The following is a 25,253-nucleotide window of genomic DNA, read 5'->3' as shown; positions in this document are numbered from 1 at the left end:
ACGTTTATTAACGCTATGTTTACAAATCACATTACAGCGGTGAAAAAAGCCGCTTTATAAGAGCTGGTATAATAATGGCATAACTTAATTGCCATCCCAATGATCTCAAACATCCTAATCCCCTGGGAGACTCTAGGTTTTAAATCAATTGTGTCGAAAAATAAACTTACTTGAAACTATATATTAAAAATATGGTTACTCACCGTTGCATCCTTGTAGTAAGAGATGCATTGGAAAAGCTAGGGATCCGGTATAGTGAAGTAAATCTGGGTGAGGTCAGCCTAAAAGAAAACATCTCCGATACCCAACTTAATCAGATCAAATCCTCTCTGTTATCTTTAGACCTGGAATTACTGGAAGACAAAAAAACGATCCTGGTACAACAAATTAAAACCCTTATAATTGATCTCATCTACCATTCAGACGAACCGTTAGTCAAAAACCTGTCTGTATACCTTAGTCTTCAATTGCAATATGATTACACCTATATGTCAAACCTGTTTTCAAACCAGCAGGGCATTACTATAGAAAAATATTATATCTGTCATAAAATTGAGCGGGTTAAAGAATTACTCTTATACAATGAACTTTCTCTCACAGATATAGCCTTCAATTTGCATTATAGCAGTGTAGCGCACCTTTCGGCCCAGTTCAAAAAAGTAACAGGTGTAACCCCTACTCAGTTCAAACAAACCAGCGGCAATAAACGTGATTTAATTGAAAACGTTTGCGGTGACCCCAAATAGCCGGGAATTACACGTTAACCGGCAAATTAGTCTTTTGAAGGTAAGCATATGCATTATGCGACAGGGCGCTACCCGGAAGCCATTGCCACCAGACACCCAGGTCTGCTTTAATAATGTTATAATAGAAATCAGGCAATTGCTGCGATTCCCCTTCAAAATATTTTCTGAAGCTGCTATTGTGAATAAGGTTCTCTCTTACCTGCCGGTAAAATTTCAACCGGCCCCATCCTTCAGAAGAAATGGCGCGCATAACATTCATCCATTTTGATGTAAAGCCTTGCGTATGCAAAAAGCGACGATAAATCGCCTTTGGTGAAAATGCATATTCTGTCAGGTCAATCACTTTATCGTAAAAGTCGACCCATCCATAATTTTTGGGTTTCACATTCATGGCTAAATGGTTATTAAGGAAATGGAAAGGGAACGGAAGAACCCGTTCCGCTTTTTGGTATTCAAGGTTTAATGGTGCAGCCTCACCAAAGGCAGTGAGGAGAGAAAAGCCAGGGAACGCGCACGGTGAATTATCAATGAACTGTTTGGTTAATTCGAATGGCTCAGCACCTGCATCACTATCGAGGCCCAGTACAAAATTTGTTTGCACGTAGGGCACATAACGAAATATAGTATTGACGTGGTCGGAGATCTGTTTTACTTTTTCAGTTCCTGTAATATGCGCAGACCGCGATTTATTTCCCAGGTCATACCATGATTCTACACCTGGCAGCAGGGCAGTAAAACCATTTGCCTTTAATTTATTCAGGTGCCCTTCTGTTAAAACGGAAAGACTGCTCTCTGCAATAAAACGAAAACTTTTTGGTGGAGCAGCCGAAGCAATTGCCTGCATACTTTCCTCGAACCGGATACCAAAATTCGGATCATGCCATGCTATATACGGCATTTTATGTTTGCTAAGTAAAAATTTAAGATCGGAAGTTATAGCCTGAGCATCCAATGCCTGGTATGATACGGTTGAATCAATACAAAACGGGCATGTATAGGGACAACCAACACTTCCCAGCATAGGTACTATCTTTATAAAAGGAGCTTTCTTTAAAGTAGCTTCTATAAATTTCCATCGTTCCTGTATACTGCATAAAATTGCCGGTTGTTTACCGGCACACATTTTTAATCCTACAGGACGCTGGGTTGTACAATTATTTAATAGCTCTTTTATAATTTCCCGGTTGGTAAAACCCAATACATAATCAAAGTATTGAATAGCATCATCCGGATAACACCGTGCATGGGGGCCACCCAGAACGGTTATTACACCACGGGTACGGAAATAATTACTGACGGCATAGGCAAGGAGCGCTGCCTGGGTAAATGAACTGATAAACACAAGGTCTACATCATCCGGAAGTTCTTCGTTCAAATCTTCGTTACCTGTATAACAGATCATGGTAACAGTATGCCCTAACTGTTCGCACCACGTGGCTATTACCTGAGGCATTATACTGGCAAGGTTGGCATGCATGATCTTCCCCCATAATGATGTGGATGGACTTTTACATACAAGGTCAATAACACCAATTTTAAGTGATTGCATATTATTGAGGGTTTCTTCCTAATTGTTTCATAAGGCTGATATGAGAATAAATGGCCTGCCGCAGGGTTGGGTAATAGTTGTAGGATAAACCAAATAATTCACATTGCCTGCGTATTATTCTGCTCAATGCAGGGTAATGCACATGACTGATATGTGGAAAAAGGTGATGCTCTATCTGAAAATTCAATCCGCCCACTAACCAGCAGATCATTTTATTTCCAGGTGCAAAATCGGCAGTTGTTTTCACTTCATGAACAGCCCATTCCGAAGCTATTACCTTATTATCTGTTGCAACAGCATCAAAAGATGTTTTTTCAACCACATGAGCCAGTTGAAATACTATGGATAAAACAAGGCCCATTGTCATATGAAGAATTAAAAAACCGGTTAACCATGCCTGCCAGCCTACAAAATAAATTGGCACAACAACATAAAAGAAAATATAAAGCACTTTGCTGATCCAGAACATAAAGTGTTGCCCTGTGTCTATTTTTTTTATGACCGTAGTATGGATTTTTTTTGAAAAATACTTATAAAAATCAGTACCCCACATCCAGGCAAGCGTGCTTACAGAATACAGCAGAAACATATAGATGAACTGGTAACGATGTATAGGTATCCACTTTTGAGTGATGCATTGCCTCAATAACGGGCCATTGGCTATATCATCATCAACCCCGTCAATATTGGTATACGTATGATGAATGATATTGTGCTTGATCTTCCAGATAAACGCGTTGCTGCCCAGCACATTCATGCTTAATCCCATAAACTCGTTAACCCATTTCTTTCCGGAATAGCTGCCATGACAGGCGTCGTGCATCACGTTAAACGCTATACATACCAGGGTGAATCCGAAAAACACCGAAAGCAGTACGCCACCCGGCCAGCTATAATTACCTGTTAAAAGCCAGATATAGGTTGCTATACCCACCGGTATCAACACCAATGCTTTTAGATACAATTCCCAGTTTCCGGTTTTTTTGAGCCGGTTATTTTGAAAATAAGCTTCCACTGAATTTTTAACGGACTGGAAAAACAAATGATTTCTATTATTGAACGTTATTTTAGGCATACCCGAACTGCATTTTTTATCAGCAACACTGCTTATATTAAAGGTGCTTAAAATTCGCCGGAAGACTGTTACACATTTCTGAGCGATCGTTACATTATTCACACATTTACTTCAAATAAAAAAGGGCCAGGATAAAAATCCAGCCCTGTGTTAATCCAATATCCTATGAAAAACCGCAACAAAGATAAAAGCCGTATTTTTCACTCTGTTATACAGTTCATAATATTTGTTACATAATTCACATATCCTACATTTCATCCAGCATGGAGCGCCGCTTATTTTTCAACTGCTTAAAATGAGAGGGGGTAAGACCGGTCACTTTCTTGAACTGGGCCGAAAGGTGCGCCACACTGCTATAGTGCATCCGGTAGGCGATCTCGGTTAGATTCAACTCGTTATATACAAGCAGCTCTTTTACCCGTTCAATTTTGTGAGCGATGAGGAATTTTTCAATGGTAGTGCCCTGTACTTCCGAGAAGAGATTGGCCAGATAGGTATAATCGTAGTTTAATTTCTGGCTTAAATATTCTGAAAAATTCATCGTCAGTGGCTCTTCTGAAAAATGGACTAATTCAATAATGACGTTTTTTATTTTCTGGATCAGAATACTCTTTTTATCGTCCATTAATTCGAGGCCGGATCTTAATAAGGCTTTCTTTATCTGTTCCTGTTGTTCGGCTGAAATATTTTCTATTACTTCAACCTCTCCTAATTCTACTGTTGTAAATTTGATTCCCAGTTTTGTCAATTCTTCCCTCACGACCATCTTACAGCGGATACAAACCATATTTTTTATATACAGTATCATTGGAACATATTTACTAAATTTTCATGCAGGATCATGTTTTACTATTTATGCAGAAAGACAACATTGGGTAACGGCGTTTACTACTAAATATACGTAATACTTTGTTATTCAACTTTTTTTGGAAGTAATTGATTCAATTTCAGTTCATCAATATCCATATCTCTTTCCACCTTTCTTATTGCAGCATCACTGAACCACCCTTCTTTATGAATTTTCAACAGCAGTTCCCGTTGAAACCGGCCGATCTCAATCTGCGCTTTTTGCATCTCGGTAAGCGATCTTACCGTTAGCTGTTCTTCCTGATTTTCATTTCTTGTATGTATATTGATCTCATTGACCAATTTTCCGGCCACCTGTTCAAATTTCTTTTTTAACTCTATCCGGATGGGTTCCGCCGGTTGGGGATAAAACTCATGATCAATAAAATGCAGCGTACTGTTCACTAAATATAATTGCAGTTCCTTCTCTTCCTTATCCTCATTAACAGCAGGCTTCACATTAAGTAATCTGATCAACAGGGGCAGCGAGAATCCCTGTACTACCAACGTTACAAAAACCACCACAAAGCAAACGAATACGATCAGGTGCCTTTGCAGAAAAGTATTTCCATCATACAGCCCGAGCGGCAGCGCAAGGGCCAACGCCATTGTTATTACCCCTCTTGTTCCGGTCCACGCTACTATTAGAACATTTTTCCAATCGCCCTGCCTGTCCTGACCGGGCTGGACATTATTTTGTTTAATCTTATCCCGGGTAAACATGCCGACTACATATGTACCTCCCAGGACCCATACCATGCGTACTAAAATTGTTACTGCGCTAATAGTCAATCCATAACCTATTAGAGCAGATAATTTATAATTGGTTAACTGCTTTAAGATACCAGGCAATTGCAGGCCAATGAGAATAAATACAAACCCGTTCAGTAAAAAAATTAAAGTATCCCAAACCACTCTTGTTCGTATTCGTGTTTGATATGAAAATATTTCCGGAGAACGCCACGCCAGTAAAAGTCCGGTGCTTACAACAGCCAGTATGCCGGAAGCATGGACCTGTTCAGCAGCTAAATAGGACAAAAAAGGAGTTAACAGGGTAAGGCTCGTTTCAACTATAGCCTGGTTCTGGATCCTTTTATGAATAAAAATCAATATAAAGCCAATCAGCAAACCAATAATTATACCCACACCTGCAACATACAAAAACTGTAATCCTGCCTCCCAGAGCACAAAACCTCCTGTAATGCTTGCCACGAGTGCATACCGGTAGGCAATTAAAGCAGAAGCATCATTAACCAGACTTTCACCTTCCAGAATACTGATAACTTTTGTATTCAGTCCAAGACCTTTAATGATACCGGTTGCAGCCACCGCATCGGGCGGAGAAATGATCGCGCCCAAAAGGAATGCCAGCGGCCAGCTAAACAGGGGAATGAAATAATGGGCTGTAATGGCAACAGCAAGTGTAGTTATAAAAACAAGACTTACGCCTAAAGCCGATATCGGTTTTATATTAGTTTTAAATTCATGCCAGGAAGTACGAAAAGCTGCATCATATAACAGCGGCGGCAAAAAAACAAGAAATACAATATCCGGGTCCATAACAAGGTCAGGAAGTACTGGTATAAAACCAATGATCAATCCCACCAGCACCAGAAAGACGGGTATTGGAAGTTTTAGTTTATCGATAAGAGCCGATAAACTGATCAACACTACCAATATAAAAATGATGATCTTAAAGTTTTCCATCTTACAATCGATGTGTGAATAATGTAACTTAATTCGCCAATTCTGTAATTGTTATTTGATTTAAAAGATACAGTTTTGTATTCTATTCCCTATCGTTGTTTCATTCAAACATCGAAATCATGAAAAAGTTTAGAGATATTCTAATCTCGCCAAACTTATGTCAAACAATTTCACCAAGATCACTATTAAAGACAATGAGATGTTCAATCCACTAAACTTTCCCAATGCTATAAGTGAATTGGCAGCTTTACGATCAGGGGTATCAGATGCCCCTATTTATTTCAAAGTTGAGATCATTGTATCTTATTTAAAGAACCATACCCTGTCCATATCCTGGATCGATGCGAATCCTGTACTAACCAGAATGGTCACTTCAGGCTTTTTCAAAACTTCGCATCTGGAATCAATATTTGAATCAGGCCGCTACAATAATATTTTTCTAAGGGATTTCGAAAGATATATCACCAAACAGCTTTTGACATGAACGAGTTGATTTTCTACCGGCACTAAAATATTTATATGCCTCTTTATTACTACTTTATAATTTTCATAGGATTGTCATTTATTATTCTTTTTTTTCGTTCTTTAGTGCCACCAAAAAGGAATATCGCTGTCGATTTATTTAATGAGGGATTGAGGAATGAGAATAATGGCCAGTATGAAGAAGCTGTAATAAATTATGAAAACGCGCTGATGGAAGTTAAAAAAACCAGGTCCCATAGTACATTCAAAAATAAGATCATTGAGAAACTTAAAATATTACATACTTTGATCGAATACAATAATGGTGTTCGTATAATCAGACAATAAATAACCAATGAGGAACTTACTTTATATCGTTGGCATTATTTTCATTATTGGCTGGTTGATTGGCGTTGTTGGCTTTAAAGCCGGAGGTCCCTTTCACCTGCTGCTTATCATTGCTTTTATTGCCGTTGCCTTAAGCATGATCCGGAATAAAAAAATTCATTAGCAGATCTTTTTACCCACCTTACAATAAGTGTGAATCATGTAACTCTTATCTAAAAATGCATAACAAAAGGCATTGGAATAAGCCGACCTTTACTACATGAAAAAACTATTATTTTTAACCTCAAGTGCGTTGTTGTTGTTTTGTGTGTCAATATCCGCTCAGGTGAATACGGATTCTCTTTCCTTGGTATCGTCGATCAGCAAGGATCAGTTGCAATTGGGCAAATTGCAAAACCAGCTGGAACAAAAGACAAATAACAAACAAGATGCTTCAGATAAGGCACAAAATTCTGCCGATAAAAATTCAACTGCAGCAGATAAATTAAGTGATGATCCCAATAATAAGAAACTGGCCAGAAAAGCCAAGACTGAAGCTAAAGATGCCAAGAAAGATTCGAGGAGTGCAAGAAATGAATCGGACAACCTGGACAAATTGAATAAAGAGATCCAGGACCTGGAGAAAAAGATCACTAAAAATCAAGACAAATTAAATAAGCTCATTAAAGACAGCCCCACTAAACCAACTACCACCGATACACTTCGGACGCAGTTGTAAGGATATCTAGCTTATAAACAAGCATAAAAAAGCACCAGTATTTTCCCTGGTGTTTTTTTATGCTTGTTTTTAATTGTTCAATGAGCATGTCTGTTCTTTAACATTTTTAAGCCAGAAGATATCAGCATGATCGCGGTTGCAACCATCAATATTCCCCTGAGCTTACCTTGCTTCTGATTTGCTCCATTACCACCCATACGGGTATTTACCTTTTCTGCGGCAGAATCTACCAATTCTTTAACTGACATAAAATTAGATTTGAATTTTTTAATATACTCTTGTGCTTATTATTTTCATAATATCAACACTTGGTTATTATAAAAGCTACACAAGTTATGCCAGCCCATTTCAGTCAGGCATGACTATTTATGCAATAAGAGTATCCCTCCCATTTTGAACTTATCATAAATAAAATTAGAAGTATATGTTTTATCATGTTAAAGAATTACAATTCAACGCACGGGTTTCAAAACCTGATCCTGCATTTGCAACCTTATTGTTAGAACAATTTGGCGGCGCCAATGGAGAGTTGGCTGCCGCATTACGTTATTTTGGTCAGGCATTTGGCGCCCGCAAACCATATCCTGATAAATATGACCTGTTGATGGATATTGCTACAGAAGAGTTCAGCCATTTGGAAATTGTGGGCGCTACTATTCAAATGCTGCTAACAGGCATTAACGGTGATCTAAAAAATGCAGCTGAAAATTCAGAGATCATGCAATTGCTCAATGGGAAAGCTGCGAAAGAACAAATGATCCATGAAGGTATGACCGCCACCCAGTTCCTTGTTGGCAGTGCCGGCACCCCGGCTTACACCAACACCCAGGGCGTTCCCTGGACGGCAGCCTATATAAATGGAGATTGTACCGGCGATCTAACGGCCGATCTCAGATCAGATATTGCAGCTGAATCACGCGCTAAAATGGTATATGAGTATCTGTTACAGTTTACCGATGATCCATATATTAAAGAAACCCTCACTTTCTTAATGACAAGGGAAGTAGCGCACTATCAGATGTTTGAAGCTGCGCTGGGAACCATTCAGCCAAACTTTCCGCCCGGCGTTCTTCAAAGCGATCCCAGGTACAGTAATCTGTATTTTAATATGTCTACCGGTAATGATTTTTCGGGCCCCTGGAATGAAGGAAAATCCAGTCAACTGGGAGAAAACTACCAGTACATCGAAGATCCCATTCAATACGTACTGGAAACAAATGGTCTATTGCAACAGCAACCATCCGGTACCAACCGAACCACTAAAAAGATAGAGGAAATGAACAGAGAGCTGAGTGCAATCCGTAGCGAAGAAATCAACCAGGCTGCTCCGATAGGCGAACAGCAATGGGATGAGCCAGCAGAAGAAAGCACCAATGAAAATACAAAAGGCAAGGCCAAATCAGCAAAAAGTGGAAAGAATGGTCAACCAGGATTGTAAAAAGGCTTCCGGTAAAATACAGGAAGAAAATGAAGACCTTGACATCGTGTATTTTACCGATCCCCTATGTTGTTGGAGTTGGGCCATGAAACCCCAACTGGCCCGGTTACGTGCTGACTGGAAAGGAACGATACGCTGGCGGTATTGCATGGGTGGTTTATTGCCGTCATGGAATCAATTTACCGATTCAGTAAATAGCATCAACCGCCCCGCCCAAATGGGCCCCATATGGATGCAGGCGGCACAACTTACAGACGTGCCAATACCACACAGCATATGGATAAAGGACCCTCCGGCTTCCTCTTATCCGGCTTGCATTGCTGTTAAATGTGCCATGCTTCAGTCTCCTGCATTGGGCGAACTATACCTGCATTTTATCCAGGAAGCGATCATGATACATAGACTCAACATTGCGAAATATGAAGTATTACAGCAGGTGGCTGAGCAGGTAACTGCTGCAGCTTCCTGCTTTGATGTAAGCCGGTTTCTGGATGATATGAATAACGGAAATGGCCTGGAAGCTTTTCGCAAAGACATACAGGAAGTTAAATACCGTACAATTAACAGGTTTCCTACGTTGTTAATACGGCGAACGGCTCAAGTGCCATTGCTGATCACAGGATACAAGCCAGCCGGGGTTTTAATGAGTATAATTATGCAATCCTGAACGAGCATGCTATTGCCCATATAGGCTGGCTTGTTTTTTTAACTATTAAAGTATGAATAACATTAAAGTATCGGAAGATCTGCAAAGTTCATCACAAGAAGGCAAAAGAAACTTCATAAACAGCGATGAAACATGGGCTTTTACAGAAAAACCCAGAACTGACATACCAGCTCAAAACGCAACGAAGATAACCGCACACGATCTTTTCAACCTGTTTACGGCAAATATTATACGTGAAAAAGTAGTTTTCACAAGATAAGAGCGGTATTTACCAATGTTGAAAGATCAGCCCGTAGCTTTCTTCAGAAACTATCTCCTTCCATTGCGAAATAAGCGTCTGATAAGCCTCTCCCACTGGCATGATCTTTCTATCCAGGTCAAACAGCCCCAATTCATTCACATTGCCCGCATCATTGCGAAGCGCAGAATCCCAATCAACCTGATGCAAGAGGCTGTACCAGGTAAAACCAATCACAGGTACACCATCGTTTTTCAATCGATGTACGTTTGCCCATTGTTTTATTAACCATTCTTTGCAGGCCGGCATTTTAATATTGGTTTCGGTATGCATAATAGGCAGTTTGTACCTTTGATAATACTGCTGTGTAATTACATAATACCCAAAAATTTCACCGGCTGCCTGCGTGGTGCCATCCGGATGTACCAGGTGTTCATTGGTTACATAATAGTCGTTGCCCATAATGCAGCGGGCCTTTACCTGGTTTTCAAGAAACCAGTTATACTCTTTTTTCGTCATGCCGTTTTGCAACAGAAATTCATACATGGCTATACTTAAAGGGTAGCCATAGGTAAGATCCAGTGATAAAAACCTTTTTTGATTCAGAAAACGGGCTAACGGAGCAGCTTTGGGTTCAAGCGCATGAAAATATTCAGATGATTCACTTTGTATAAAGGTGGCGTTGGGCTGAACCTGCAATATAGCATGCATGGCCAGCACGTTTGCCTTGCACAAATGCTTTAAAGCAGTTACAAATGCATGGTCCGACTGAAGGCATTCATTCCACCATCCATACTGCCCCGAAAACATGGCGGCAATAAATATTTCATTAACAGGTGTATACAATTGAAGTTCCGGAAACCTGACGGCAAAGGCCCGGGCGTATTCGGCAAAGAAGAAAGGGAATTCGGGATTCTGAAAATTACCTAACCAGTCAGGCACACCAAAATGACACAGGTCAACAATGGGGGTTATACCTAACTTCTTTAATTTATTGAAAGTAGCATCGGTAAATGCCCAATCGAACTGTCCGGGCGCCGTTTGTGTACTATAGTAAGGCGGTCCATAGCGTAAATACTCGATCCCCAACTGGGCTACCAGGCCAAAATCTGTTTCCCAATGCGCATAATGACCTGTTTTAGCCATTTCATCAACCCTTTTTGTACTTCCATTTGGCAATCGGATAGTAGGATAACTATTCTCTATACCCGTTGTAAACATAAAATTATTTCCTGGCATATTGTTTCATTGTAAAAGTTTGTCAAGGGATGAAGCATTACTCTTAATTAAGCGGTCGTCCTGATGCCACCAACCTTTCTGTTCAAGTAATGGATGATCGCAATAGCCCTGACTTGTTAAGGAAGCTATAAGGCTTGCCGTTAGGGTAGGCTGTAAAACATTATTAGTTATGTCAAATACACCGCTTTCATAAAAAAGATCGTTCTTTGTCAACAGGCTGTTCCAGTCGTAAGCACCCAATAATGACCAGGCTGTTACGGCTGTTAAGTTCACCCCGGTTTGCTTTAACTGGCAACAGGCGTCCCATATTTCTTTAAACCACCTGCCCTGATCTACTTCATTACAGTGCAAGTGGGCTTCCGTTATGGCCAATGGTAATTGGAACCTGTTCCAGGCTTCCAGTAATAATTTTTTTACACCAGCTGGCTTTATTACCCGTACTGCCTCCACATCTGCATAAGCATGTATATTATTTCCTCCATGTGTATGTGCGGAATATGCCTGCAGTTCTTCATCCAGGAATCGTTCAGAAGTAATATAATAGTTCAAACCCATGATATGGGGCACGCATGTATGCTCTATAAAAAAAGTCAATTGGGATTCTTTTATTCCCAGCGATATAAAATAGTCCCAGAGCGGATGCTGTTTTGTAACCCGTCCGCATAACAGGTCATAAGTTAACCACCGGCGTTCATTTTCAAAATCGGCCTGATAGGTTAACAAGCCAGTACTATGTGTTTTGCCGAGGTCTTCGGTTTGAACCAGTTTAGCATGAGGGTTAATGCACCGGATAGCCTGCATGGCCAGCACTATTCCCTTTACCTGGTTTAATAACATAATAGCAAAGCTATATGCATTTTTATAGTGTGGATACCAGTTTCCATACAAGCCACTGAACCTGGCAGTAGTTAGCGGTTCATTTACCGGTGTATAATATTCAATCCACGGGAAGCGACTGGCCACCTGGTGGGCATAATTCGCTAACCCAGTTGCGAAATTACCATTGTACAAACTGGTATGGGCAGGGCCACTGCCATGATGTACGAGACCAACAATGGGTGTAATATTACTTATACGGATCTTTTGTAATTGCTGTTCCGCCCACGACCAGTCAATAACCTGATCTTTCAGGGGTTGATGCCGTTCCCACAGAACGGGATATCGTAATGCCCGGATACCCAGATCGGCTATTCGTTCAATATCCCCGGTTCTTGTATAATGTCCGCAGTAATGCAACTGATCACGAAAGGTATTTCCTATCCTGTTAATAGTGCATTCTAACCCGCCCCAGATCTCAGGATTCATAGGATGGTAATTTCTGGCCATTAGTTGGTCGTTCATTCTTTGTAATCAAGGCTATTTTTTTATAAAGGGTCAACGATTGCGCTATAACCTGGTCCATATTATAATACTTGTAAGTAGCCAGCCTGCCCGTAAAAAATACGTTTTGCTTGTTATTGGCCATCAATTGATACTTTCTGTACAACTCGGCATTTTCAGGACGGGGCACGGGATAATACGGGTCACCCAGGGCTTTGGGATGTTCAAATACAACGGTTGTTTTTATATGCTTCTGACCAGTAAGGTATTTAAACTCGGTTACCCGGGTATACGGATGCTCGTTGGGGTAATTAACCGTACCTGTAGGTTGATACCGGTCGGTTTCAAATGTTTCAAACCTGAATTCAATAGACCGGTATGGTAACTTACCATGACAATAATCAAAAAAATAATCAATGGGGCCTGTATAGATCATCTTCTTATAAGGGATCAGGCCTTCAATTTCCTTGTAATCAGTTCCCAGCATTACCTTTATATTTGGATGGGTTAACATACGTTCAAACAACCTGGTGTACCCATGAAGGGGCATCGATTGAAAAGTGTCGGTAAAATACCGGTTATCGCAATTATTACGGGTTGGGATCCGGGCGGCTACGGAAGCATCCAGTTCAGAAGGGTCCAGGCCCCATTGCTTTTGGGTATATCCCTTAAAGAACTTTTCATACAACTCCCGTCCTACTTTATTTATAACAACATCTTCAGAGGTTATAATGCGATCCTTTTTTTCTGCTTTGGATGCCAGGAAGTTATTAACTTCCAGAGAAGATAATTTTAACCCATATAACTGGTTTATTGTATTCAGGTTTATCGGTATAGGCACCAGCATACCATCAACACTTGCCAGTACGCGATGTTCATATGGCCGCCATGCGGTGAACTGGCTCAGGTAATCGTATACATCCCTTGAATTGGTATGAAATATATGTGGGCCATACTTATGTACCAAAATGCCGTCGTCATTATAATAATCATAGGTATTCCCACCTATATGATGCCTGCTTTCCACCACCAGCACTTTTTTATTATCACAGGAAGCTAACCGTTCGGCCATTACCGCCCCTGCAAACCCTGCTCCTACAATTAAATAATCAAACATATCTTTTCACTTTTTCGGCATTTCGTTTGTCCTCGATAGCTCTATTGATCAATTCATTCATCTGTTGCCAGGTTTTATCCCAGGATATTCCCGATAAAAACCTGTCTACTTTTTCAAGCCATTCGTCATAGCCAATTTTCGTTAATATCGATTCTGCCGCTGCAACAAAGATGGCAGGTGATGCAGCAATATGCACCAGTCCTTTTTCCCCGTAAGGCGTTATAACATCTTTGATTGGCGTGGAAACAACAGGTTTACCACCCGCTAAATATTCCGGCGTTTTGGTGGGACTTATATACCTGGTAGATTCATTTAAAGCAAATGGCATCATGGCAATATCCCATCCTGCCAGATAATTTGGTAACTCCGAATAGTTTTTACTACCCAAATAATGGATATTATTTTTCGCGGGAAGATCAGCCGGATCAATTTTTACAACAGGACCAATCATAATAAACTGCCAATCGGGTCGTAAAGCAACCAACTGGTTGAGCAGGTCAATATCAAGCCGCTCATCCAACACTCCATAATAACCAATTCGTGGATGCGGTATGTCAGCCTGATCAGCAGGTTCTGTTACCCTGGTACGGGCAATGCTGAAATGCACTTTATCTATACTGCTGGGAAACGGATGTATATTATTATGTAAATGTTTTTTGGCCAGATAAAGGCTTTGTCCCCCTGTAAAAACAAGGTCTGCTTTCCGCATCAATTTTTGTTCACGTTGAACTATAAATGGAGGTGCAAATTTAAAAGCAGCCAGTTCATCCATACAATCATATACTATAAGCGTTGGGGACAGGTGATCGCTCCAGCCTAGCGCCATTGGAGAGTAATACCACAACACATATTTGTTTATTTGTATAGACTCCAACATCGAGTCCAGTAAAATTTTCTGAATAGCCATCACATCTATCACCCCCAGCCCATTTCTTAAATGTGGCACCATCACCCAAACCCTGGTATCATCACTCTTTGAAATTTCCATATAGTTGTTCCCTGTAGCATCGAACATTGGCTCTTCAATTAAAAACACCCGATGCGCTGAAGCAAACCGGGTTAATAAATGCTGCGGACGCTGATAAACAAAATTCCACCTAAGGTGACAAAAGCAAATTATATCATAATTCATATCAATAACCGCATGCTACACATGCATCTTTAAGCAAGCCCAAAGGTTTACTGTTTAATTCTATGTAATAAAACCACGTTTTCGTAAGAAGATGTTGGAGTGAAATTTCGTAAGGGACAAGAAATAATTACTATCAGATTATTTAATCTTAAGTAAAAAAATCATACCGGGTCGATCAATATTACTTAAGGTGATATATATATATTAAAGAAAAAGGAGAGATCACATACACTGATCTCTCCCTTTTCTGCACTTACGTACAACAAATGTTTTCAATGTCACTTTTACTCTTCTTCTGTTCCTTCATCTTCCTGCTCCGCCTGCCAGTTTATTTTATTTTCAGCAATTTTACTGAGCCCTGCATCCGTTTCTTTTTCTTCTTCGAGTGTCTGGTTCAACAGTTTAACAACCTTGTCTTCGCCTAATACGGAAGCCAGCTGTACCAAACCACCATACGTAGCAATTTCGTAATGCTCTACTTTCTGAGCTGCCATAACAATTCCGACATCCCTGGTCATTGTTCCATCTTCAGTTTCTTCAATAATACTTTCGCCTTCTTTGATCAGGCCATCCATAGCATCACATTTTTTTGCCTGGGCTTTCCGCTCCATTAATTGAAATACTTCCTCCAGTCGCCCTACATGTTCCTTGGTTTGGGCAATATGTTCCTCTATTGCGGTCTTCAATTCAGGGGTGGTGGCGGCTTTTTGCATTTTAGGCAATGCCTTCGTTAACTGTTTTTCAGCCCAATAAATATCTTTCAGCGATTCGTAAAAGAATTCCTGTAACATCGAATTACTCTTTCCTACGCCTTTGGAAACGGATGTTTCATTTTCAGATTTACCTGCGATCCGGGACTTTGAAACGCTGGTTGATTTTGTATTCGCCATTTGTAAATTATATTTTTTAATATAGCTTATTGGTTGCAAAGCCTGGACCAGGCAAAGAAACTGTTCAATAAGTGAATGATATAACTTATTTATCCAATCATGTAACAGCTATTCAGATTTAAAAGCCCAGCTTTGCATTGTGTTGCTTTTACAGCCACACATCAAAATAAAAAATATGAAAAAGTTTATCGGCATTTCAATTCTGGTTCTGTTAGCAGGGTTTTCTGAGGTTAACGCGCAAAGCACGGCCAGTAAAGTAGGTACGGATGTTAAAGACGGCGCAGTGAAAGTTGGCAACAAAACAGCAGAAGTTGCGTCTAATGGCAAATCAGCCGTTATTGATAAAGTTTACAAGGATATGGAAGGCCCAAATGGTGAAACCATTTATATTGACAAGCATTCAAAATATTATTGGATTGATAAAAAAGGACATAAGGTATCCATTGCCAAGAATAAATTAATAGCCAAGAAATAAAATGGATGGCTGCCGCTCCACCATAGAAGATGGAGCGGCCAATGGGTGTAGAAGCATTAGTTTTTAGCTGGTAGTATCTCTTTTGTTTCCAGATAAACTGCATAGGACCTGGGAATGATCTTTCCCCCATACAAATACGCATATACCTTTGTAAAAGTAGCTCCGAAGTATATAATTATGCTTGAATAATAAATCCAAAGCAACAAAACAACCAGGCTTCCCGCAGCACCATAGGTGGAAGCCGTATGAATATGGCCGAGAAAATAACCGATAATTCCTTTACCAACCATAAAGAAAAAGGAAGTAAAAACAGCCCCTTTTATTGCATCCTTCCATTTCACTATTCCGTCCGGTACATATTTGAACATGAATGTAAATAACACCGCCACAACAGCGATTATAAATATCCGGTTAATGGCAAATACCATAAAAACGCCGGCACCTGCAAAAACGTCAATAAGGTAAGTACCTAAAATATCAATCAGTAAGTTGATTATTAATGACAAAACAAGTATACAGCCAATGACGCTGAATATCCCTAAAGAGATCATTCTTTTGAGAAGATATTTTTTCCGGTTAAGTTTTGGTATCGGTTTCAACTTCCAAATGTGATTGATAGCATCCTGCACTTCTGTAAAAACAGCTGAAATACCAAATGCTATTATTATGACAGCCGCAACCTTTGCTATAAAAGAATCCTTTTCCGAAATAACATGCTGAATCATTAGCCTGATCTGCACTGCCGCAACATCCCCAACTTGTGCTTGAATTTCTGAAAAAATTCTTCCTTCTATAGCCTGCCGGCCCAAAAAATACCCGAATAAAGAAATAGTAATAATAAGCAAAGGCGCCAGCGAAAAGATAGTATAATAAGAAAGTGAGGCACTATAGCGAAGGTAATTTTCGGCCATGAAGGTTTTAAGTGTAGTTCTGAAAGTAACCCATAGCCGGGTAAAAAAAACCGGGATCCATTTCATGTTTATGGTAACAGGCATCTCTTTCATATGGCTTATTTTATAAAGACTGTATTTATTTATAACTGCATTGAGTGAACAATTGTTGTACCTAAGATAATTACCGGGGTTCTTACATCTTTGCTTCGCCTTTTAAAGTGTAAATCATGTAATTCTTTTCTTAAATAATATAACAATCCGGCATGGAATGAATCTCACCTTTACATAATGCAAAAACTATTATTAATCTCCTGCAGCTTATTACTTTTTTATACTTCCATGTCAGGTCAGATAAAGAAGGATTCTCTTTCTTTAGTATCAGGAATATATCGTAACCAGGTAAAACTGGGTAAATTATTAGGTCGGCTTGAATCTCAGAGTAATAAAAAACAAGATGCTTTTGGGCGGGCACAGAATTCTGCCAATAAAGATTCAACTGCAGCAGAAAGATCGAGTGATAATCCAGATAGTAAGAAACTGGCCAGAAAAGCAAAGAATACAGCTAATGGCGCCAGGAAAGATTCAATGAATGCAACAATAGAATCAGCCAATCTGGATAAGTTACATAAGGATATCCAGTATCTAAAGAAAAGAATTGAGAGCGATCAAACCAAATTAAATAAAATGATCAGCAGCAAGTCTAACAGCTTAACTATCGATAAAATACAGAACTAATATTAATATGAACAATGATAAATCAACCCGGGAAATGGATACTATTAGTACTGTACTTAATACACTAAAATTAAGAAAGCAGGACAATGAGTTTATTATTAATGAAACCGGTCAGTTAAGTTTTAATGGAAGATCCTATGATCAGCATGATATTAAAATTATCAATACCTACCGTTTCGAGGGCGAATCTGATCCTGCAGACGCAGCTATAATATATCTCATTATGGCTTATGATGGCGTTATAGGTTATAGCCTGGATGCGTATGGTGTTTATACCAACCACAGGAATGATGGGTATGCCGATATAATTCAACAAATGGCAATAAAAAAGCCCCTTGTGGGGGCTTTGACCTGTAAGTCGAAATGAAATTAGTATCTATTTTGATTATAGCTATTCCCATTATTGAAACCGGTTTTGCCACCACCACGGGAAGATCTTTCTTCTCTTGGTTTTGCAACAGATACGCTGATTGTTCTGTTTTCTACAGTAGCGCCATCCAGTTCAGCGATCGCTTTTTTTGAAGCAGCTTCATCAGTCATTTCAACAAACCCGAAACCTCTTGATCTGCCGGTTTCTCTGTCTGTTATAACTTTTGCTGAAGAAACTTCTCCATAAGGAGCAAAAAAATCTTTTAAGTCTTCATCCTGCACGTCGAAGCTTAAATTTGAAACATAAATGTTCATTTGTGAAAATTAATTGATGAATAAATTTCGAGGAAAGCAAGAAGTAAGAAACTAACTATAATGCAGGTAAGTATAAGCAATGTAATTAATGAATACTAATGCGAGGCTCAAATTAACCCACCGAAGGTAACACTCTTTTTTGCATTTTCCTAAATATAATAATAACTCCCCTGCTACGGAATTACCGTGGCAGGGGAATTTACCTTACAGCTCATTAGTTTATTAAATCATCTATTGAAAGGGCTTCCAGGTAATGACCTATTGCATTTGTATCAGGCAATACCCTGTATTCTTCAATAGCCTTACTGGTTTTGTTACAATAAGCTTCTATGTAATAATGGTCCAGCTGAAAAAGAAAAACAATAATATCCGGGTAGGTTCTCTGAGCCAATGCAACTGCCTTGCTCATTACAGTGTATTTTTTATCCCCTTCACTTAACAGAATAAATTCAGAAAGCTTCATGACGTTAATTTCAAAAAGTTAACTAATAAAGGCTTGCTAAAACTTTAAATGAATCGTGATACAATAAACTAAAAAACAGTAAAACACTAAATCGTCAGAAAGAAGGGAAGCTAATTTGACGCAAAAAGAGACAACCAAATATAGGTATTTCAAATCAAAAACCTCAGGAAAAGCTTTATGTAGAAAAAATCCGGAGTTTTTCCGGATTTTACTTACGACATCCCCGTTTGTTAAGGGTTAATTTTTATGCTCTTCTGTTCGTCCTTTTGATTTACATTCCTTATCACAACTTCAACTCTTCTGTTGCATTGGCGTCCTTTTTCTGTATTATTATTACAAATAGGATTGTCTTTTCCAAAGCCCCGGACCATTATACGCGATTTATCGATCCCATTTGCGATCAGGGCATTTGCGACTGCCTGCGCTCTCGCTTTTGACAATTTTTTATTGTAAGCAGCGCTGCCTTTATTATCAGTGTAACCATCAATATAGAAATTAGAGTTGCCAATTTGCTCAATCATTGTTTTGGCAGCTTTCGAAAGAATAGGATCCGATTCATTCCTGATAGTGGCTTTGCCATAATCGAACAGGATGTTCTTGAAATCGGCTGTAATCTGAACAACTACTTTTTCGACAGGGCAGCCTTTTGAAGACACAGGACCCGGATCATTAGGACAAAGATCTTCGTCGTCTGCCACGCCATCACTATCTGTATCAGGAACCGGACAACCGGCATATTTTTCAACACCAGCTACTGTTGGACATTTATCATCTTTATCCATTATATTGTCGCCGTCTGTATCAGGGCATCCGTTGAATTTTTTAAGCCCCGCAACATCTTTGCAAGAGTCTTCTTCATCATTAACTCCATCACCGTCTTTATCAGGGATCGGACAACCATTGAACCGCGCTACACCAGGTACTGTTACACATGAATCGCTTTCATCGTTAATACCGTCTCCATCGGTATCGGGGATCGGGCAACCGTTATAACGGGCCAGTCCGGCAACACCAGGGCATTTGTCAACATCATCATAAACGCCATCCTTATCAAAATCTGGTTTGACCTTCTTCTTATACGTCATTCCGAAATGGAAACCAACATGCAGATCAGCTTGTTTGGAATCATGCACCAATGCTGACAGTACACTTCCCGAACCGATAAAAAACGGCCCAGCTCTGAAGGCTACGCCGGCATTGAATTGTGTCAATTCATTGTAACTCATTGGGAGTTCAATGCTGAACATACTATTTTCCCAGCGTGGCGTTACACTATACGCATTATAATAATACAGCGCAAACGTACTTTTTTTGTTGGTGGTGAACTGACCTGCAGCATTAAGGGCAAATCCTTTACCAATCATATAATCCACATCTGCGTGAATGGTGGTGGGCAGCGTTATTTTATATGAGTTGCCAACATCTGTGCCTGTAAAGTAAGGGCTTTGATCCAGGATGGTTTTATACTCCTTTACAGATTTATTTGCGAACTGGTTTAATTCAAAAGCTTCCCCTTTAGGAACGTTTACCACATAATTCGCCGCTTCATTACCGCTTCTGTTAAAACTTATTCTTCCCACATCCAATAATGAAGCTGCTATTTTTAATTTATACTTATTGGCAAAACGGTCTGTTTCATACATCGAATAATCAGCTATCGGGCGCCACTCATATACGAATCCAATATCACCACCTACGCCATGACCATTGAATTTAAAAAAGTCTTTGAACTTGTAATCACTAAAATTAGCATCTGTGGTATTTAAAGAAAGTGATCCGGTAGTAGCCGTCAAATAATTGTTTCCCGGCCCACCCACCGTACCCGAAAGCCCGTTAGTAGACAAATAGGAATCCGCTGTTCCGGCAATATATTTAATGGTGACACCAGCTTTGAAGAAATTCCGGGTGCCTTTATTGGTCAACACCTGGCCAACCGAGCCGCCAATTTCCGTCCAGCCGGTAGCATGTACCAGCATATTATTATTATTAAATGTAAAAGGCACACCGGCGGTTGCCGTTCCACCACTCAAAATAGCATTTGCCATGTTGCCATTTATGTCGCTACCGTTGGCAAACACCCGCGATCTTGTTGTAAAGGCAAGGGATGTTTTAGGACTAAGGCTAAACATAACTGAAGGTCCGAGTACATCGGCATAGGCCAGACTATTTAAATGATCATTGCCTCTCAATAACTTTGATTTTAATGAATCAGCATTGAAAGTCCTGGTTATATCTTTAAAACGCAGCCCTGATTGATTGGTTCCGGTAAATCCGTTGATGGCGATAATATTGACATCCCACTTATAACGGTTATCGGCAATGTTGGCTGGATTGAACACGCCCCCGTTTACACCTGTATAATTACCGGTACGGTATCCCGGGTATGTTTGGGCTCGGATAGTACTCACTGTTATCAGTAAAAAACAAATGAGTAAGTAATTTTTTTTCATATTATTATTTAGGTAATTGCTTCAATAAGCATACCCCTGAATTAAATGCGTTTAATCATGTTTTAAAAATTAAAGGGGTTAAATGTGCCCCAAATAATACTTTTCATCTTTATTATCTGTAAGAGAAGTATGGTGGCCTGATAATTTGCAGCTGAGATCTACGAATGAAAATGTGTGAATGGTGTAATTTATTTATTTAATCCTGTAACATGAATTATTAAAAACAAGTTCACCTTTGTACTATAGTTTATTAGTAAAAATCAAATTAAAATATCATGGAAAATAATGCCCCCTCACGTGGAAACTGGAACGAACAAAAATCCAGATTAAAGAAAGAATTTCCTGCACTTACCGATAAAGATCTGTTTTTTGAGATTGGCAGGAAGAACGATATGTTGGCTAAACTGGAGGTTAAATTAGGTAAAACGAAAGAGGAGTTGCGACGGATTATCGATGCATCATAGTTAATGCCTAATAATATTTAATCTATCCCATTGAATTTTATCTAGTGAAAAAAATCCGGAATCTCTTCCGGATTTTTTTATTTACCAGCTGGTTGGGGGTTTACTTACTACTTTCCTGTTTTTCTTCCAGGTTGAAGCTATCATCCCTTGTAATTATACAACCTGGGAAAGCCGAAGGCAGAATGAGTACACCTTCCCCAAAGAAAAAAGGTCAAGGTAAAGCCTGCCCTTCTGGACACGATTTACTATGAAATCCATAACCTTCTCCAGAAGCATCTTACAATTACCTGAAGTTGAGTTTATTTTTTATGACAGCTGTTATATAGTTTTTAAAAAAAATTACATTATTCACACATTAGTGGTTAATCTGCCAGGTATCCAATTCAACAAGGTGTGAATACTATAAAAAGTTTGATTAAAAATATAACACCTGACTATAAAATATTTCTCACATTTAATGCAAAGAATATTATATGCGAAATGCAAAAAATAAAACAACAGAAAATCATCTATTAAAAAGTGAATGGAAGGGTATACAGCATCGCCAAATAAAGCAAAAAGAAATAACCAAAACAATTTTGCATGCACGGCAAAATGAGCGGATAAAAATTGCACATGAAATTCAGGACAATTTAAATCAGGTTTTGATCGCTGCGTTACATTACATTGATCTGGCTAAAACTGATGAGGAAAGCCGGGAAATATGTCTTGAAAAATCGAGCTCATTTATTTCCACTGTTATAAACGAGCTTGCGAATATGTCACAGACGCTGACAGTCAGGGATATTGAGTTCAAGTGAATTTGTGGTGGCTGTTTGTAGTTTTTAGATGAGCATTAACTGTAAAAGGAATAAAAAACTGATGAGGTAGAAACGATTTGTTTTTTGACAACTCCGGCTTGTTGACCTTAGGGAAAAATTGCATAAATATGCTTTTGTTGCGCTGACGACGTAAGTGACTTACTATACCGCATTTCGAACTCACTATGACTCATTTCGACCGCACATTATGGCATCAATGACCAATCCGGGGTTACCTGCGTAACATTAGCGCACAGGTAGTTCACCTGGTGAAATTACTGCTGCACATCGGCGCAAAGTTGAGCAGCTATGGCAAAAGGTGGGACACTTACACGTCATAGTGCGCTACTTACGCGCCAAAGTGCACAAATGACGTCTTGCAGCACCCTATTGCTTACCTGTAATGAGCAATGGATGCCTTATCATGAAATATTGATGACTTATATCTGGCTACGAATAAAGGATCGAGTGAAATTTCTGGGTGGTGTTTGTTTAGGCATAGTAAGGAATCAGGAATATGTTATAAAAAAACCCACAGCTTTCGCTGTGGGCTTCTTGCTCGTCGGGAGGACAGGATTCGAACCTGCGACCCCATGGTCCCAAACCATGTATTCTACCGGGCTGAACTACCTCCCGAGCATCTTTCTGGTTGTTACCAACCTACCAGGATTAAGGTATTAAACTTCCGCTTTCATTGCTTCGGCGGACTTTCGCGGAGAGGGAGGGATTCGAACCCTCGGTACAAGTTTAAGCTCGTACAACGGTTTAGCAAACCGGCCCTTTCGGCCACTCAGGCACCTCTCCTTTTCCAGCGGGATGCAAAACTAAGATGTTTTTTGGAAATAACAGCCAATAAAATCATGAAAATCTTAAGATTATTTCTGGTTCACCCCTAAAATGCCGTCTGTGGCCGGTTTTAACGTTTGATTTCGCTATTTCAATAAACGATCTTTCTGGTGAATTTCATTTTAAGCGCTCCCCGGTAAGATAATGATGATACAGTTCCTTCAATAACCGGTACCTTTCTCAGCATCAACAGGAACATGCTTGTAAACTGCAACAGATCCAACAGGATCGTTTTCATTGAAGGGTTAGGGTTTGTGGTGTTTGGGTATCAAAAGCGAATTAAATGAATTTTACAGCGCCTCACTAGCCCTGAAATAAAAAATCCTTCCGTCTATGCCGGAAGGATTTGTATAAGAATTTTGAAAACTACTTTGCTACATGGCGGCCAATTGCACCTTTTGCTGTAATTCCATAACGCTTTCGCGGAATGTGCTGTCGGTGTCCATCAGGTCTTTAACTGTTTGGCAGGAGTGGATCACTGTGGTGTGGTCACGACCACCGAAATGCTCCCCAATGGTCTTTAAAGAGTTTTTGGTGAATGCTTTGGCCAGGTACATAGTAATTTGCCGTGCCTGAACTATTTCACGCTTACGGGTTTTTTGTAGCAGTTTGTCGTAAGGCACATCGAAATATTCACATACCATTTTCTGGATGGTTTCGATAGTGATTTCCTTGCTGCTAGTTTTCACGAAATTACGGAGGACTCTTTTTGCCAAGTCTAGGTCTATTTCCCGCTTGTTAAGCGAAGATTGTGCCAATAATGAGATCAAAGCTCCCTCCAGTTCCCGTACATTGCTATTGATGTTATAAGCCAGATACTTAACTACTTCTTTGGGCATCTCCAAACCATCGTTCTTCATCTTCCGCTCCAGGATCTCTATCCGGGTTTCATAGTCCGGAACCTGTAAATCGGCACTTAACCCCCACCGGAAACGGCTTAACAACCTTTCCTGAACCCCTTCCAGGTCTTTGGGTGGTTTATCGGAAGTTAAGATCAGTTGCTTGCCACTTTGATGCAGGTGGTTAAAGATGGCAAAGAAGGCATCCTGCGACTTTTCAGCCCGGTTAAAGAACTGTACGTCGTCGATGATCAATACATCTATCAATTGATAGAAATGTATAAAGTCATTGATAGCATTGTTACGGCTATGGTCCTGGAACTGGTTGATGAATTTTTCAGAGCTTACATACAACACTACCTTGTTTGGATGCAAACGCTTTGTTTCATTACCTATACTTTGCGCCAGGTGGGTTTTTCCCAAACCAACACTACCATATATTACTAAGGGATTAAACGAGCTGGCGCCCGGTTTTTCCGCAACGGTTTTCCCGGCTCTCCGCGCCACACGATTACTATCGCCTTCAATAAAGTTTTCAAATGTATAAATGGGATTGAGCTGCGGATCAATCTGCATTTTTTTCAATCCCGGAATTACAAAGGGATTCTTAACCGGATTGTTTATAATGAGTGGGAAATCCATCTCATTACTTGAAAAAGTTTTGTAGCCGTGTGTAGGAACATCCATAGTTAGCGGTTTGTTATTGTGATTACCACTATCAACCATTATCCGATATTCTAATCTGGCATCCTTTCCTAAAACCCTTCTTAATGTTTTCGCCAACAGATTTACATAATGCTCTTCCAGGTATTCGTAAAAGAATTGACTCGGAACCTGAATGATAAGTATATTGTCTCTCAGCTCTACTGGTTTAATTGGTTCAAACCAGGTTTTGAAATGTTGCCACTCAACAATATCCTTTATTATTTCCAAACAGTTACTCCAAACTTTTTCGGACGTCTTAGCCATTATACTAGAAGCAGTTTTTTTATGTTGAGTTAAGTTGCTATTCATCTTTTATTGCGCACGTTCGTCGACTTCACAGGACAGTTGGGGAATCTCAGAAACTTAAAAAGGGCGACGAATATCAAATTTTTCTTCTGAAAAAAAAA

Annotated in this window: 28 protein-coding genes and 2 tRNA genes; 12 read left to right on the top strand and 18 right to left on the bottom strand. The window is 39.7% G+C overall.

All coding sequences use genetic code 11. From position 1 onward, the window contains the following. Nucleotides 1–170 precede the first annotated feature (170 nt). The gene (locus NIAKO_RS00145; protein ID WP_014216346.1) at nucleotides 171–746 is read left to right on the top strand and encodes a helix-turn-helix domain-containing protein; all 576 of its coding nucleotides are present in this window, start codon (nucleotides 171–173) and stop codon (nucleotides 744–746) included. Nucleotides 747–753: 7 nt separating this feature from the next. Here the strand turns inward: NIAKO_RS00145 and NIAKO_RS00140 are convergent, their stop codons facing one another. The 4 genes from NIAKO_RS00140 to NIAKO_RS00125 all read right to left on the bottom strand — a co-directional run bounded on the left by NIAKO_RS00140 (nucleotide 754) and on the right by NIAKO_RS00125 (nucleotide 5,923). After that, nucleotides 754–2,295 carry a B12-binding domain-containing radical SAM protein gene (locus tag NIAKO_RS00140; RefSeq protein WP_014216345.1) on the bottom strand — a complete coding sequence of 514 codons (1,542 nt, stop codon included), beginning with the start codon at nucleotides 2,293–2,295 and terminating at the stop codon, nucleotides 754–756. Nucleotide 2,296: 1 nt separating this feature from the next. Next, nucleotides 2,297–3,370, bottom strand: coding sequence for a fatty acid desaturase family protein (locus tag NIAKO_RS00135; protein ID WP_014216344.1), 1,074 nt, complete (start codon nucleotides 3,368–3,370; stop codon nucleotides 2,297–2,299). A gap of 247 nt (nucleotides 3,371–3,617) precedes the next feature. Next, entirely contained in the window at nucleotides 3,618–4,178 is a 561-nt protein-coding gene (locus tag NIAKO_RS00130; RefSeq protein WP_014216343.1) for a helix-turn-helix domain-containing protein, read from the bottom strand. A gap of 104 nt (nucleotides 4,179–4,282) precedes the next feature. Beyond that, nucleotides 4,283–5,923: a Na+/H+ antiporter gene (locus NIAKO_RS00125; RefSeq protein WP_014216342.1), complete on the bottom strand. Its 1,641-nt coding sequence runs from the start codon at nucleotides 5,921–5,923 to the stop codon at nucleotides 4,283–4,285. Nucleotides 5,924–6,080: 157 nt separating this feature from the next. On the opposite strand from NIAKO_RS00125, the gene NIAKO_RS00120 reads away from it, so the two are divergent. The 3 genes from NIAKO_RS00120 (at nucleotide 6,081) to NIAKO_RS00110 (ending at nucleotide 7,451) form a co-directional block, all read left to right on the top strand. Continuing rightward, nucleotides 6,081–6,407, top strand: a complete 327-nt coding sequence (locus NIAKO_RS00120) for a hypothetical protein (RefSeq protein ID WP_014216341.1) — start codon at nucleotides 6,081–6,083, stop codon at nucleotides 6,405–6,407. A 333-nt stretch (nucleotides 6,408–6,740) separates the two neighbouring features. Then, nucleotides 6,741–6,896 (top strand): lmo0937 family membrane protein, encoded by a 156-nt coding sequence (locus tag NIAKO_RS38310; protein WP_014216339.1) that lies wholly within the window; start codon nucleotides 6,741–6,743, stop codon nucleotides 6,894–6,896. A gap of 96 nt (nucleotides 6,897–6,992) precedes the next feature. Further along, nucleotides 6,993–7,451, top strand: coding sequence for a DNA repair protein RecN (locus tag NIAKO_RS00110; RefSeq protein ID WP_014216338.1), 459 nt, complete (start codon nucleotides 6,993–6,995; stop codon nucleotides 7,449–7,451). A 77-nt stretch (nucleotides 7,452–7,528) separates the two neighbouring features. Here the strand turns inward: NIAKO_RS00110 and NIAKO_RS38305 are convergent, their stop codons facing one another. Then, nucleotides 7,529–7,699 carry a hypothetical protein gene (locus tag NIAKO_RS38305; RefSeq protein WP_014216336.1) on the bottom strand — a complete coding sequence of 57 codons (171 nt, stop codon included), beginning with the start codon at nucleotides 7,697–7,699 and terminating at the stop codon, nucleotides 7,529–7,531. Between the two features lie 176 nt (nucleotides 7,700–7,875). On the opposite strand from NIAKO_RS38305, the gene NIAKO_RS00105 reads away from it, so the two are divergent. Genes NIAKO_RS00105 through NIAKO_RS00095 form a run of 3 tightly spaced genes read left to right on the top strand, consistent with a single transcriptional unit; the run spans nucleotide 7,876 to nucleotide 9,815 of the window. Further along, entirely contained in the window at nucleotides 7,876–8,889 is a 1,014-nt protein-coding gene (locus NIAKO_RS00105) for a manganese catalase family protein (protein WP_014216335.1), read from the top strand. Continuing rightward, nucleotides 8,870–9,556, top strand: coding sequence for a DsbA family oxidoreductase (locus NIAKO_RS00100; RefSeq protein ID WP_014216334.1), 687 nt, complete (start codon nucleotides 8,870–8,872; stop codon nucleotides 9,554–9,556). The genes NIAKO_RS00105 and NIAKO_RS00100 overlap by 20 nt, the downstream gene beginning before the upstream one ends. A gap of 52 nt (nucleotides 9,557–9,608) precedes the next feature. After that, a complete protein-coding gene (locus NIAKO_RS00095; protein WP_014216333.1) occupies nucleotides 9,609–9,815 on the top strand; it encodes a hypothetical protein in 207 nt (68 codons plus the stop codon). A 9-nt stretch (nucleotides 9,816–9,824) separates the two neighbouring features. Here NIAKO_RS00095 and NIAKO_RS00090 read toward each other — a convergent pair whose 3' ends face one another. From NIAKO_RS00090 to NIAKO_RS00070, 5 genes are all read right to left on the bottom strand, one after another. Continuing rightward, nucleotides 9,825–11,033, bottom strand: coding sequence for a family 1 glycosylhydrolase (locus NIAKO_RS00090; RefSeq protein ID WP_041346138.1), 1,209 nt, complete (start codon nucleotides 11,031–11,033; stop codon nucleotides 9,825–9,827). Nucleotides 11,034–11,039: 6 nt separating this feature from the next. Next, nucleotides 11,040–12,338 carry a family 1 glycosylhydrolase gene (locus NIAKO_RS00085; protein WP_014216331.1) on the bottom strand — a complete coding sequence of 433 codons (1,299 nt, stop codon included), beginning with the start codon at nucleotides 12,336–12,338 and terminating at the stop codon, nucleotides 11,040–11,042. Further along, nucleotides 12,328–13,470, bottom strand: a complete 1,143-nt coding sequence (glf, locus tag NIAKO_RS00080) for a UDP-galactopyranose mutase (protein WP_014216330.1) — start codon at nucleotides 13,468–13,470, stop codon at nucleotides 12,328–12,330. The genes NIAKO_RS00085 and glf overlap by 11 nt, the downstream gene beginning before the upstream one ends. Beyond that, nucleotides 13,463–14,485, bottom strand: coding sequence for a glycosyltransferase (locus NIAKO_RS00075; RefSeq protein WP_165761225.1), 1,023 nt, complete (start codon nucleotides 14,483–14,485; stop codon nucleotides 13,463–13,465). The genes glf and NIAKO_RS00075 overlap by 8 nt, the downstream gene beginning before the upstream one ends. A gap of 401 nt (nucleotides 14,486–14,886) precedes the next feature. After that, nucleotides 14,887–15,492: a YciE/YciF ferroxidase family protein gene (locus NIAKO_RS00070; protein ID WP_014216328.1), complete on the bottom strand. Its 606-nt coding sequence runs from the start codon at nucleotides 15,490–15,492 to the stop codon at nucleotides 14,887–14,889. Nucleotides 15,493–15,667: 175 nt separating this feature from the next. Here NIAKO_RS00070 and NIAKO_RS00065 point away from each other — a divergent pair, with 175 nt between their 5' ends. Beyond that, nucleotides 15,668–15,967: a hypothetical protein gene (locus NIAKO_RS00065; RefSeq protein ID WP_014216327.1), complete on the top strand. Its 300-nt coding sequence runs from the start codon at nucleotides 15,668–15,670 to the stop codon at nucleotides 15,965–15,967. Between the two features lie 56 nt (nucleotides 15,968–16,023). Here the strand turns inward: NIAKO_RS00065 and NIAKO_RS00060 are convergent, their stop codons facing one another. Continuing rightward, entirely contained in the window at nucleotides 16,024–16,878 is an 855-nt protein-coding gene (locus NIAKO_RS00060) for a YihY/virulence factor BrkB family protein (protein ID WP_165761224.1), read from the bottom strand. 270 nt (nucleotides 16,879–17,148) lie between these two features. Here NIAKO_RS00060 and NIAKO_RS00055 point away from each other — a divergent pair, with 270 nt between their 5' ends. Then, nucleotides 17,149–17,595, top strand: coding sequence for a hypothetical protein (locus tag NIAKO_RS00055; RefSeq protein ID WP_107685507.1), 447 nt, complete (start codon nucleotides 17,149–17,151; stop codon nucleotides 17,593–17,595). Between the two features lie 7 nt (nucleotides 17,596–17,602). Beyond that, entirely contained in the window at nucleotides 17,603–17,962 is a 360-nt protein-coding gene (locus NIAKO_RS00050) for a hypothetical protein (RefSeq protein ID WP_014216324.1), read from the top strand. 2 nt (nucleotides 17,963–17,964) lie between these two features. Here the strand turns inward: NIAKO_RS00050 and NIAKO_RS00045 are convergent, their stop codons facing one another. The 3 genes from NIAKO_RS00045 to NIAKO_RS36255 all read right to left on the bottom strand — a co-directional run bounded on the left by NIAKO_RS00045 (nucleotide 17,965) and on the right by NIAKO_RS36255 (nucleotide 21,192). Further along, nucleotides 17,965–18,279, bottom strand: a complete 315-nt coding sequence (locus NIAKO_RS00045) for an RNA recognition motif domain-containing protein (RefSeq protein ID WP_014216323.1) — start codon at nucleotides 18,277–18,279, stop codon at nucleotides 17,965–17,967. 214 nt (nucleotides 18,280–18,493) lie between these two features. Then, nucleotides 18,494–18,688 carry a hypothetical protein gene (locus NIAKO_RS00040; RefSeq protein WP_244883949.1) on the bottom strand — a complete coding sequence of 65 codons (195 nt, stop codon included), beginning with the start codon at nucleotides 18,686–18,688 and terminating at the stop codon, nucleotides 18,494–18,496. A 284-nt stretch (nucleotides 18,689–18,972) separates the two neighbouring features. Continuing rightward, the gene (locus tag NIAKO_RS36255; RefSeq protein WP_014216321.1) at nucleotides 18,973–21,192 is read right to left on the bottom strand and encodes an OmpA family protein; all 2,220 of its coding nucleotides are present in this window, start codon (nucleotides 21,190–21,192) and stop codon (nucleotides 18,973–18,975) included. 275 nt (nucleotides 21,193–21,467) lie between these two features. Between NIAKO_RS36255 and NIAKO_RS00030 the strand changes: the two genes are divergently transcribed. Together NIAKO_RS00030 and NIAKO_RS00025 are read left to right on the top strand one after the other, a co-directional pair. Next, nucleotides 21,468–21,656 carry a CsbD family protein gene (locus tag NIAKO_RS00030; RefSeq protein ID WP_014216320.1) on the top strand — a complete coding sequence of 63 codons (189 nt, stop codon included), beginning with the start codon at nucleotides 21,468–21,470 and terminating at the stop codon, nucleotides 21,654–21,656. A 473-nt stretch (nucleotides 21,657–22,129) separates the two neighbouring features. Next, nucleotides 22,130–22,456: a sensor histidine kinase gene (locus NIAKO_RS00025; RefSeq protein WP_041346137.1), complete on the top strand. Its 327-nt coding sequence runs from the start codon at nucleotides 22,130–22,132 to the stop codon at nucleotides 22,454–22,456. A gap of 562 nt (nucleotides 22,457–23,018) precedes the next feature. Here the strand turns inward: NIAKO_RS00025 and NIAKO_RS00020 are convergent. From NIAKO_RS00020 to dnaA, 4 genes are all read right to left on the bottom strand, one after another. Continuing rightward, nucleotides 23,019–23,092 (bottom strand) — tRNA-Pro (locus NIAKO_RS00020). A gap of 77 nt (nucleotides 23,093–23,169) precedes the next feature. Beyond that, nucleotides 23,170–23,260 (bottom strand) — tRNA-Ser (locus NIAKO_RS00015). Nucleotides 23,261–23,393: 133 nt separating this feature from the next. After that, nucleotides 23,394–23,540: a hypothetical protein gene (locus NIAKO_RS38300; RefSeq protein WP_014216319.1), complete on the bottom strand. Its 147-nt coding sequence runs from the start codon at nucleotides 23,538–23,540 to the stop codon at nucleotides 23,394–23,396. A 136-nt stretch (nucleotides 23,541–23,676) separates the two neighbouring features. After that, nucleotides 23,677–25,110, bottom strand: coding sequence for a chromosomal replication initiator protein DnaA (gene dnaA / locus NIAKO_RS00010; RefSeq protein WP_014216318.1), 1,434 nt, complete (start codon nucleotides 25,108–25,110; stop codon nucleotides 23,677–23,679). Nucleotides 25,111–25,253 lie beyond the last annotated feature (143 nt).

Source organism: Niastella koreensis GR20-10 (genome assembly GCF_000246855.1).
Lineage (GTDB): Bacteria > Bacteroidota > Bacteroidia > Chitinophagales > Chitinophagaceae > Niastella > Niastella koreensis.
Note: the sequence above shows the minus strand (reverse complement) of the source record. Positions and strands in the feature narration are given on the sequence as shown.

What these genes read in the sequence shown, in the direction of transcription:
- NIAKO_RS00055 (WP_107685507.1), top strand. Translation starts at nt 17,149, where the DNA reads ATGCAAAAACTATTATTAATCTCCTGCAGCTTATTACTTTTTTATACT.
- NIAKO_RS00025 (WP_041346137.1), top strand. Translation starts at nt 22,130, where the DNA reads ATGCGAAATGCAAAAAATAAAACAACAGAAAATCATCTATTAAAAAGT.
- NIAKO_RS38305 (WP_014216336.1), bottom strand. Translation starts at nt 7,699, where the DNA reads ATGTCAGTTAAAGAATTGGTAGATTCTGCCGCAGAAAAGGTAAATACC.
- NIAKO_RS00040 (WP_244883949.1), bottom strand. Translation starts at nt 18,688, where the DNA reads ATGAGCAAGGCAGTTGCATTGGCTCAGAGAACCTACCCGGATATTATT.
- NIAKO_RS36255 (WP_014216321.1), bottom strand. Translation starts at nt 21,192, where the DNA reads ATGAAAAAAAATTACTTACTCATTTGTTTTTTACTGATAACAGTGAGT.
- NIAKO_RS38310 (WP_014216339.1), top strand. Translation starts at nt 6,741, where the DNA reads ATGAGGAACTTACTTTATATCGTTGGCATTATTTTCATTATTGGCTGG.
- NIAKO_RS00070 (WP_014216328.1), bottom strand. Translation starts at nt 15,492, where the DNA reads ATGGCGAATACAAAATCAACCAGCGTTTCAAAGTCCCGGATCGCAGGT.
- NIAKO_RS00120 (WP_014216341.1), top strand. Translation starts at nt 6,081, where the DNA reads ATGTCAAACAATTTCACCAAGATCACTATTAAAGACAATGAGATGTTC.
- NIAKO_RS38300 (WP_014216319.1), bottom strand. Translation starts at nt 23,540, where the DNA reads ATGAAAACGATCCTGTTGGATCTGTTGCAGTTTACAAGCATGTTCCTG.
- NIAKO_RS00130 (WP_014216343.1), bottom strand. Translation starts at nt 4,178, where the DNA reads ATGATACTGTATATAAAAAATATGGTTTGTATCCGCTGTAAGATGGTC.
- dnaA (WP_014216318.1), bottom strand. Translation starts at nt 25,110, where the DNA reads ATGGCTAAGACGTCCGAAAAAGTTTGGAGTAACTGTTTGGAAATAATA.
- NIAKO_RS00050 (WP_014216324.1), top strand. Translation starts at nt 17,603, where the DNA reads ATGAACAATGATAAATCAACCCGGGAAATGGATACTATTAGTACTGTA.
- NIAKO_RS00100 (WP_014216334.1), top strand. Translation starts at nt 8,870, where the DNA reads ATGGTCAACCAGGATTGTAAAAAGGCTTCCGGTAAAATACAGGAAGAA.
- NIAKO_RS00095 (WP_014216333.1), top strand. Translation starts at nt 9,609, where the DNA reads ATGAATAACATTAAAGTATCGGAAGATCTGCAAAGTTCATCACAAGAA.
- NIAKO_RS00045 (WP_014216323.1), bottom strand. Translation starts at nt 18,279, where the DNA reads ATGAACATTTATGTTTCAAATTTAAGCTTCGACGTGCAGGATGAAGAC.
- NIAKO_RS00110 (WP_014216338.1), top strand. Translation starts at nt 6,993, where the DNA reads ATGAAAAAACTATTATTTTTAACCTCAAGTGCGTTGTTGTTGTTTTGT.
- NIAKO_RS00030 (WP_014216320.1), top strand. Translation starts at nt 21,468, where the DNA reads ATGGAAAATAATGCCCCCTCACGTGGAAACTGGAACGAACAAAAATCC.
- NIAKO_RS00060 (WP_165761224.1), bottom strand. Translation starts at nt 16,878, where the DNA reads ATGGCCGAAAATTACCTTCGCTATAGTGCCTCACTTTCTTATTATACT.
- glf (WP_014216330.1), bottom strand. Translation starts at nt 13,470, where the DNA reads ATGTTTGATTATTTAATTGTAGGAGCAGGGTTTGCAGGGGCGGTAATG.
- NIAKO_RS00090 (WP_041346138.1), bottom strand. Translation starts at nt 11,033, where the DNA reads ATGCCAGGAAATAATTTTATGTTTACAACGGGTATAGAGAATAGTTAT.
- NIAKO_RS00135 (WP_014216344.1), bottom strand. Translation starts at nt 3,370, where the DNA reads ATGCCTAAAATAACGTTCAATAATAGAAATCATTTGTTTTTCCAGTCC.
- NIAKO_RS00105 (WP_014216335.1), top strand. Translation starts at nt 7,876, where the DNA reads ATGTTTTATCATGTTAAAGAATTACAATTCAACGCACGGGTTTCAAAA.
- NIAKO_RS00085 (WP_014216331.1), bottom strand. Translation starts at nt 12,338, where the DNA reads ATGAATCCTGAGATCTGGGGCGGGTTAGAATGCACTATTAACAGGATA.
- NIAKO_RS00075 (WP_165761225.1), bottom strand. Translation starts at nt 14,485, where the DNA reads ATGTTCGATGCTACAGGGAACAACTATATGGAAATTTCAAAGAGTGAT.
- NIAKO_RS00125 (WP_014216342.1), bottom strand. Translation starts at nt 5,923, where the DNA reads ATGGAAAACTTTAAGATCATCATTTTTATATTGGTAGTGTTGATCAGT.
- NIAKO_RS00140 (WP_014216345.1), bottom strand. Translation starts at nt 2,295, where the DNA reads ATGCAATCACTTAAAATTGGTGTTATTGACCTTGTATGTAAAAGTCCA.
- NIAKO_RS00065 (WP_014216327.1), top strand. Translation starts at nt 15,668, where the DNA reads ATGAAAAAGTTTATCGGCATTTCAATTCTGGTTCTGTTAGCAGGGTTT.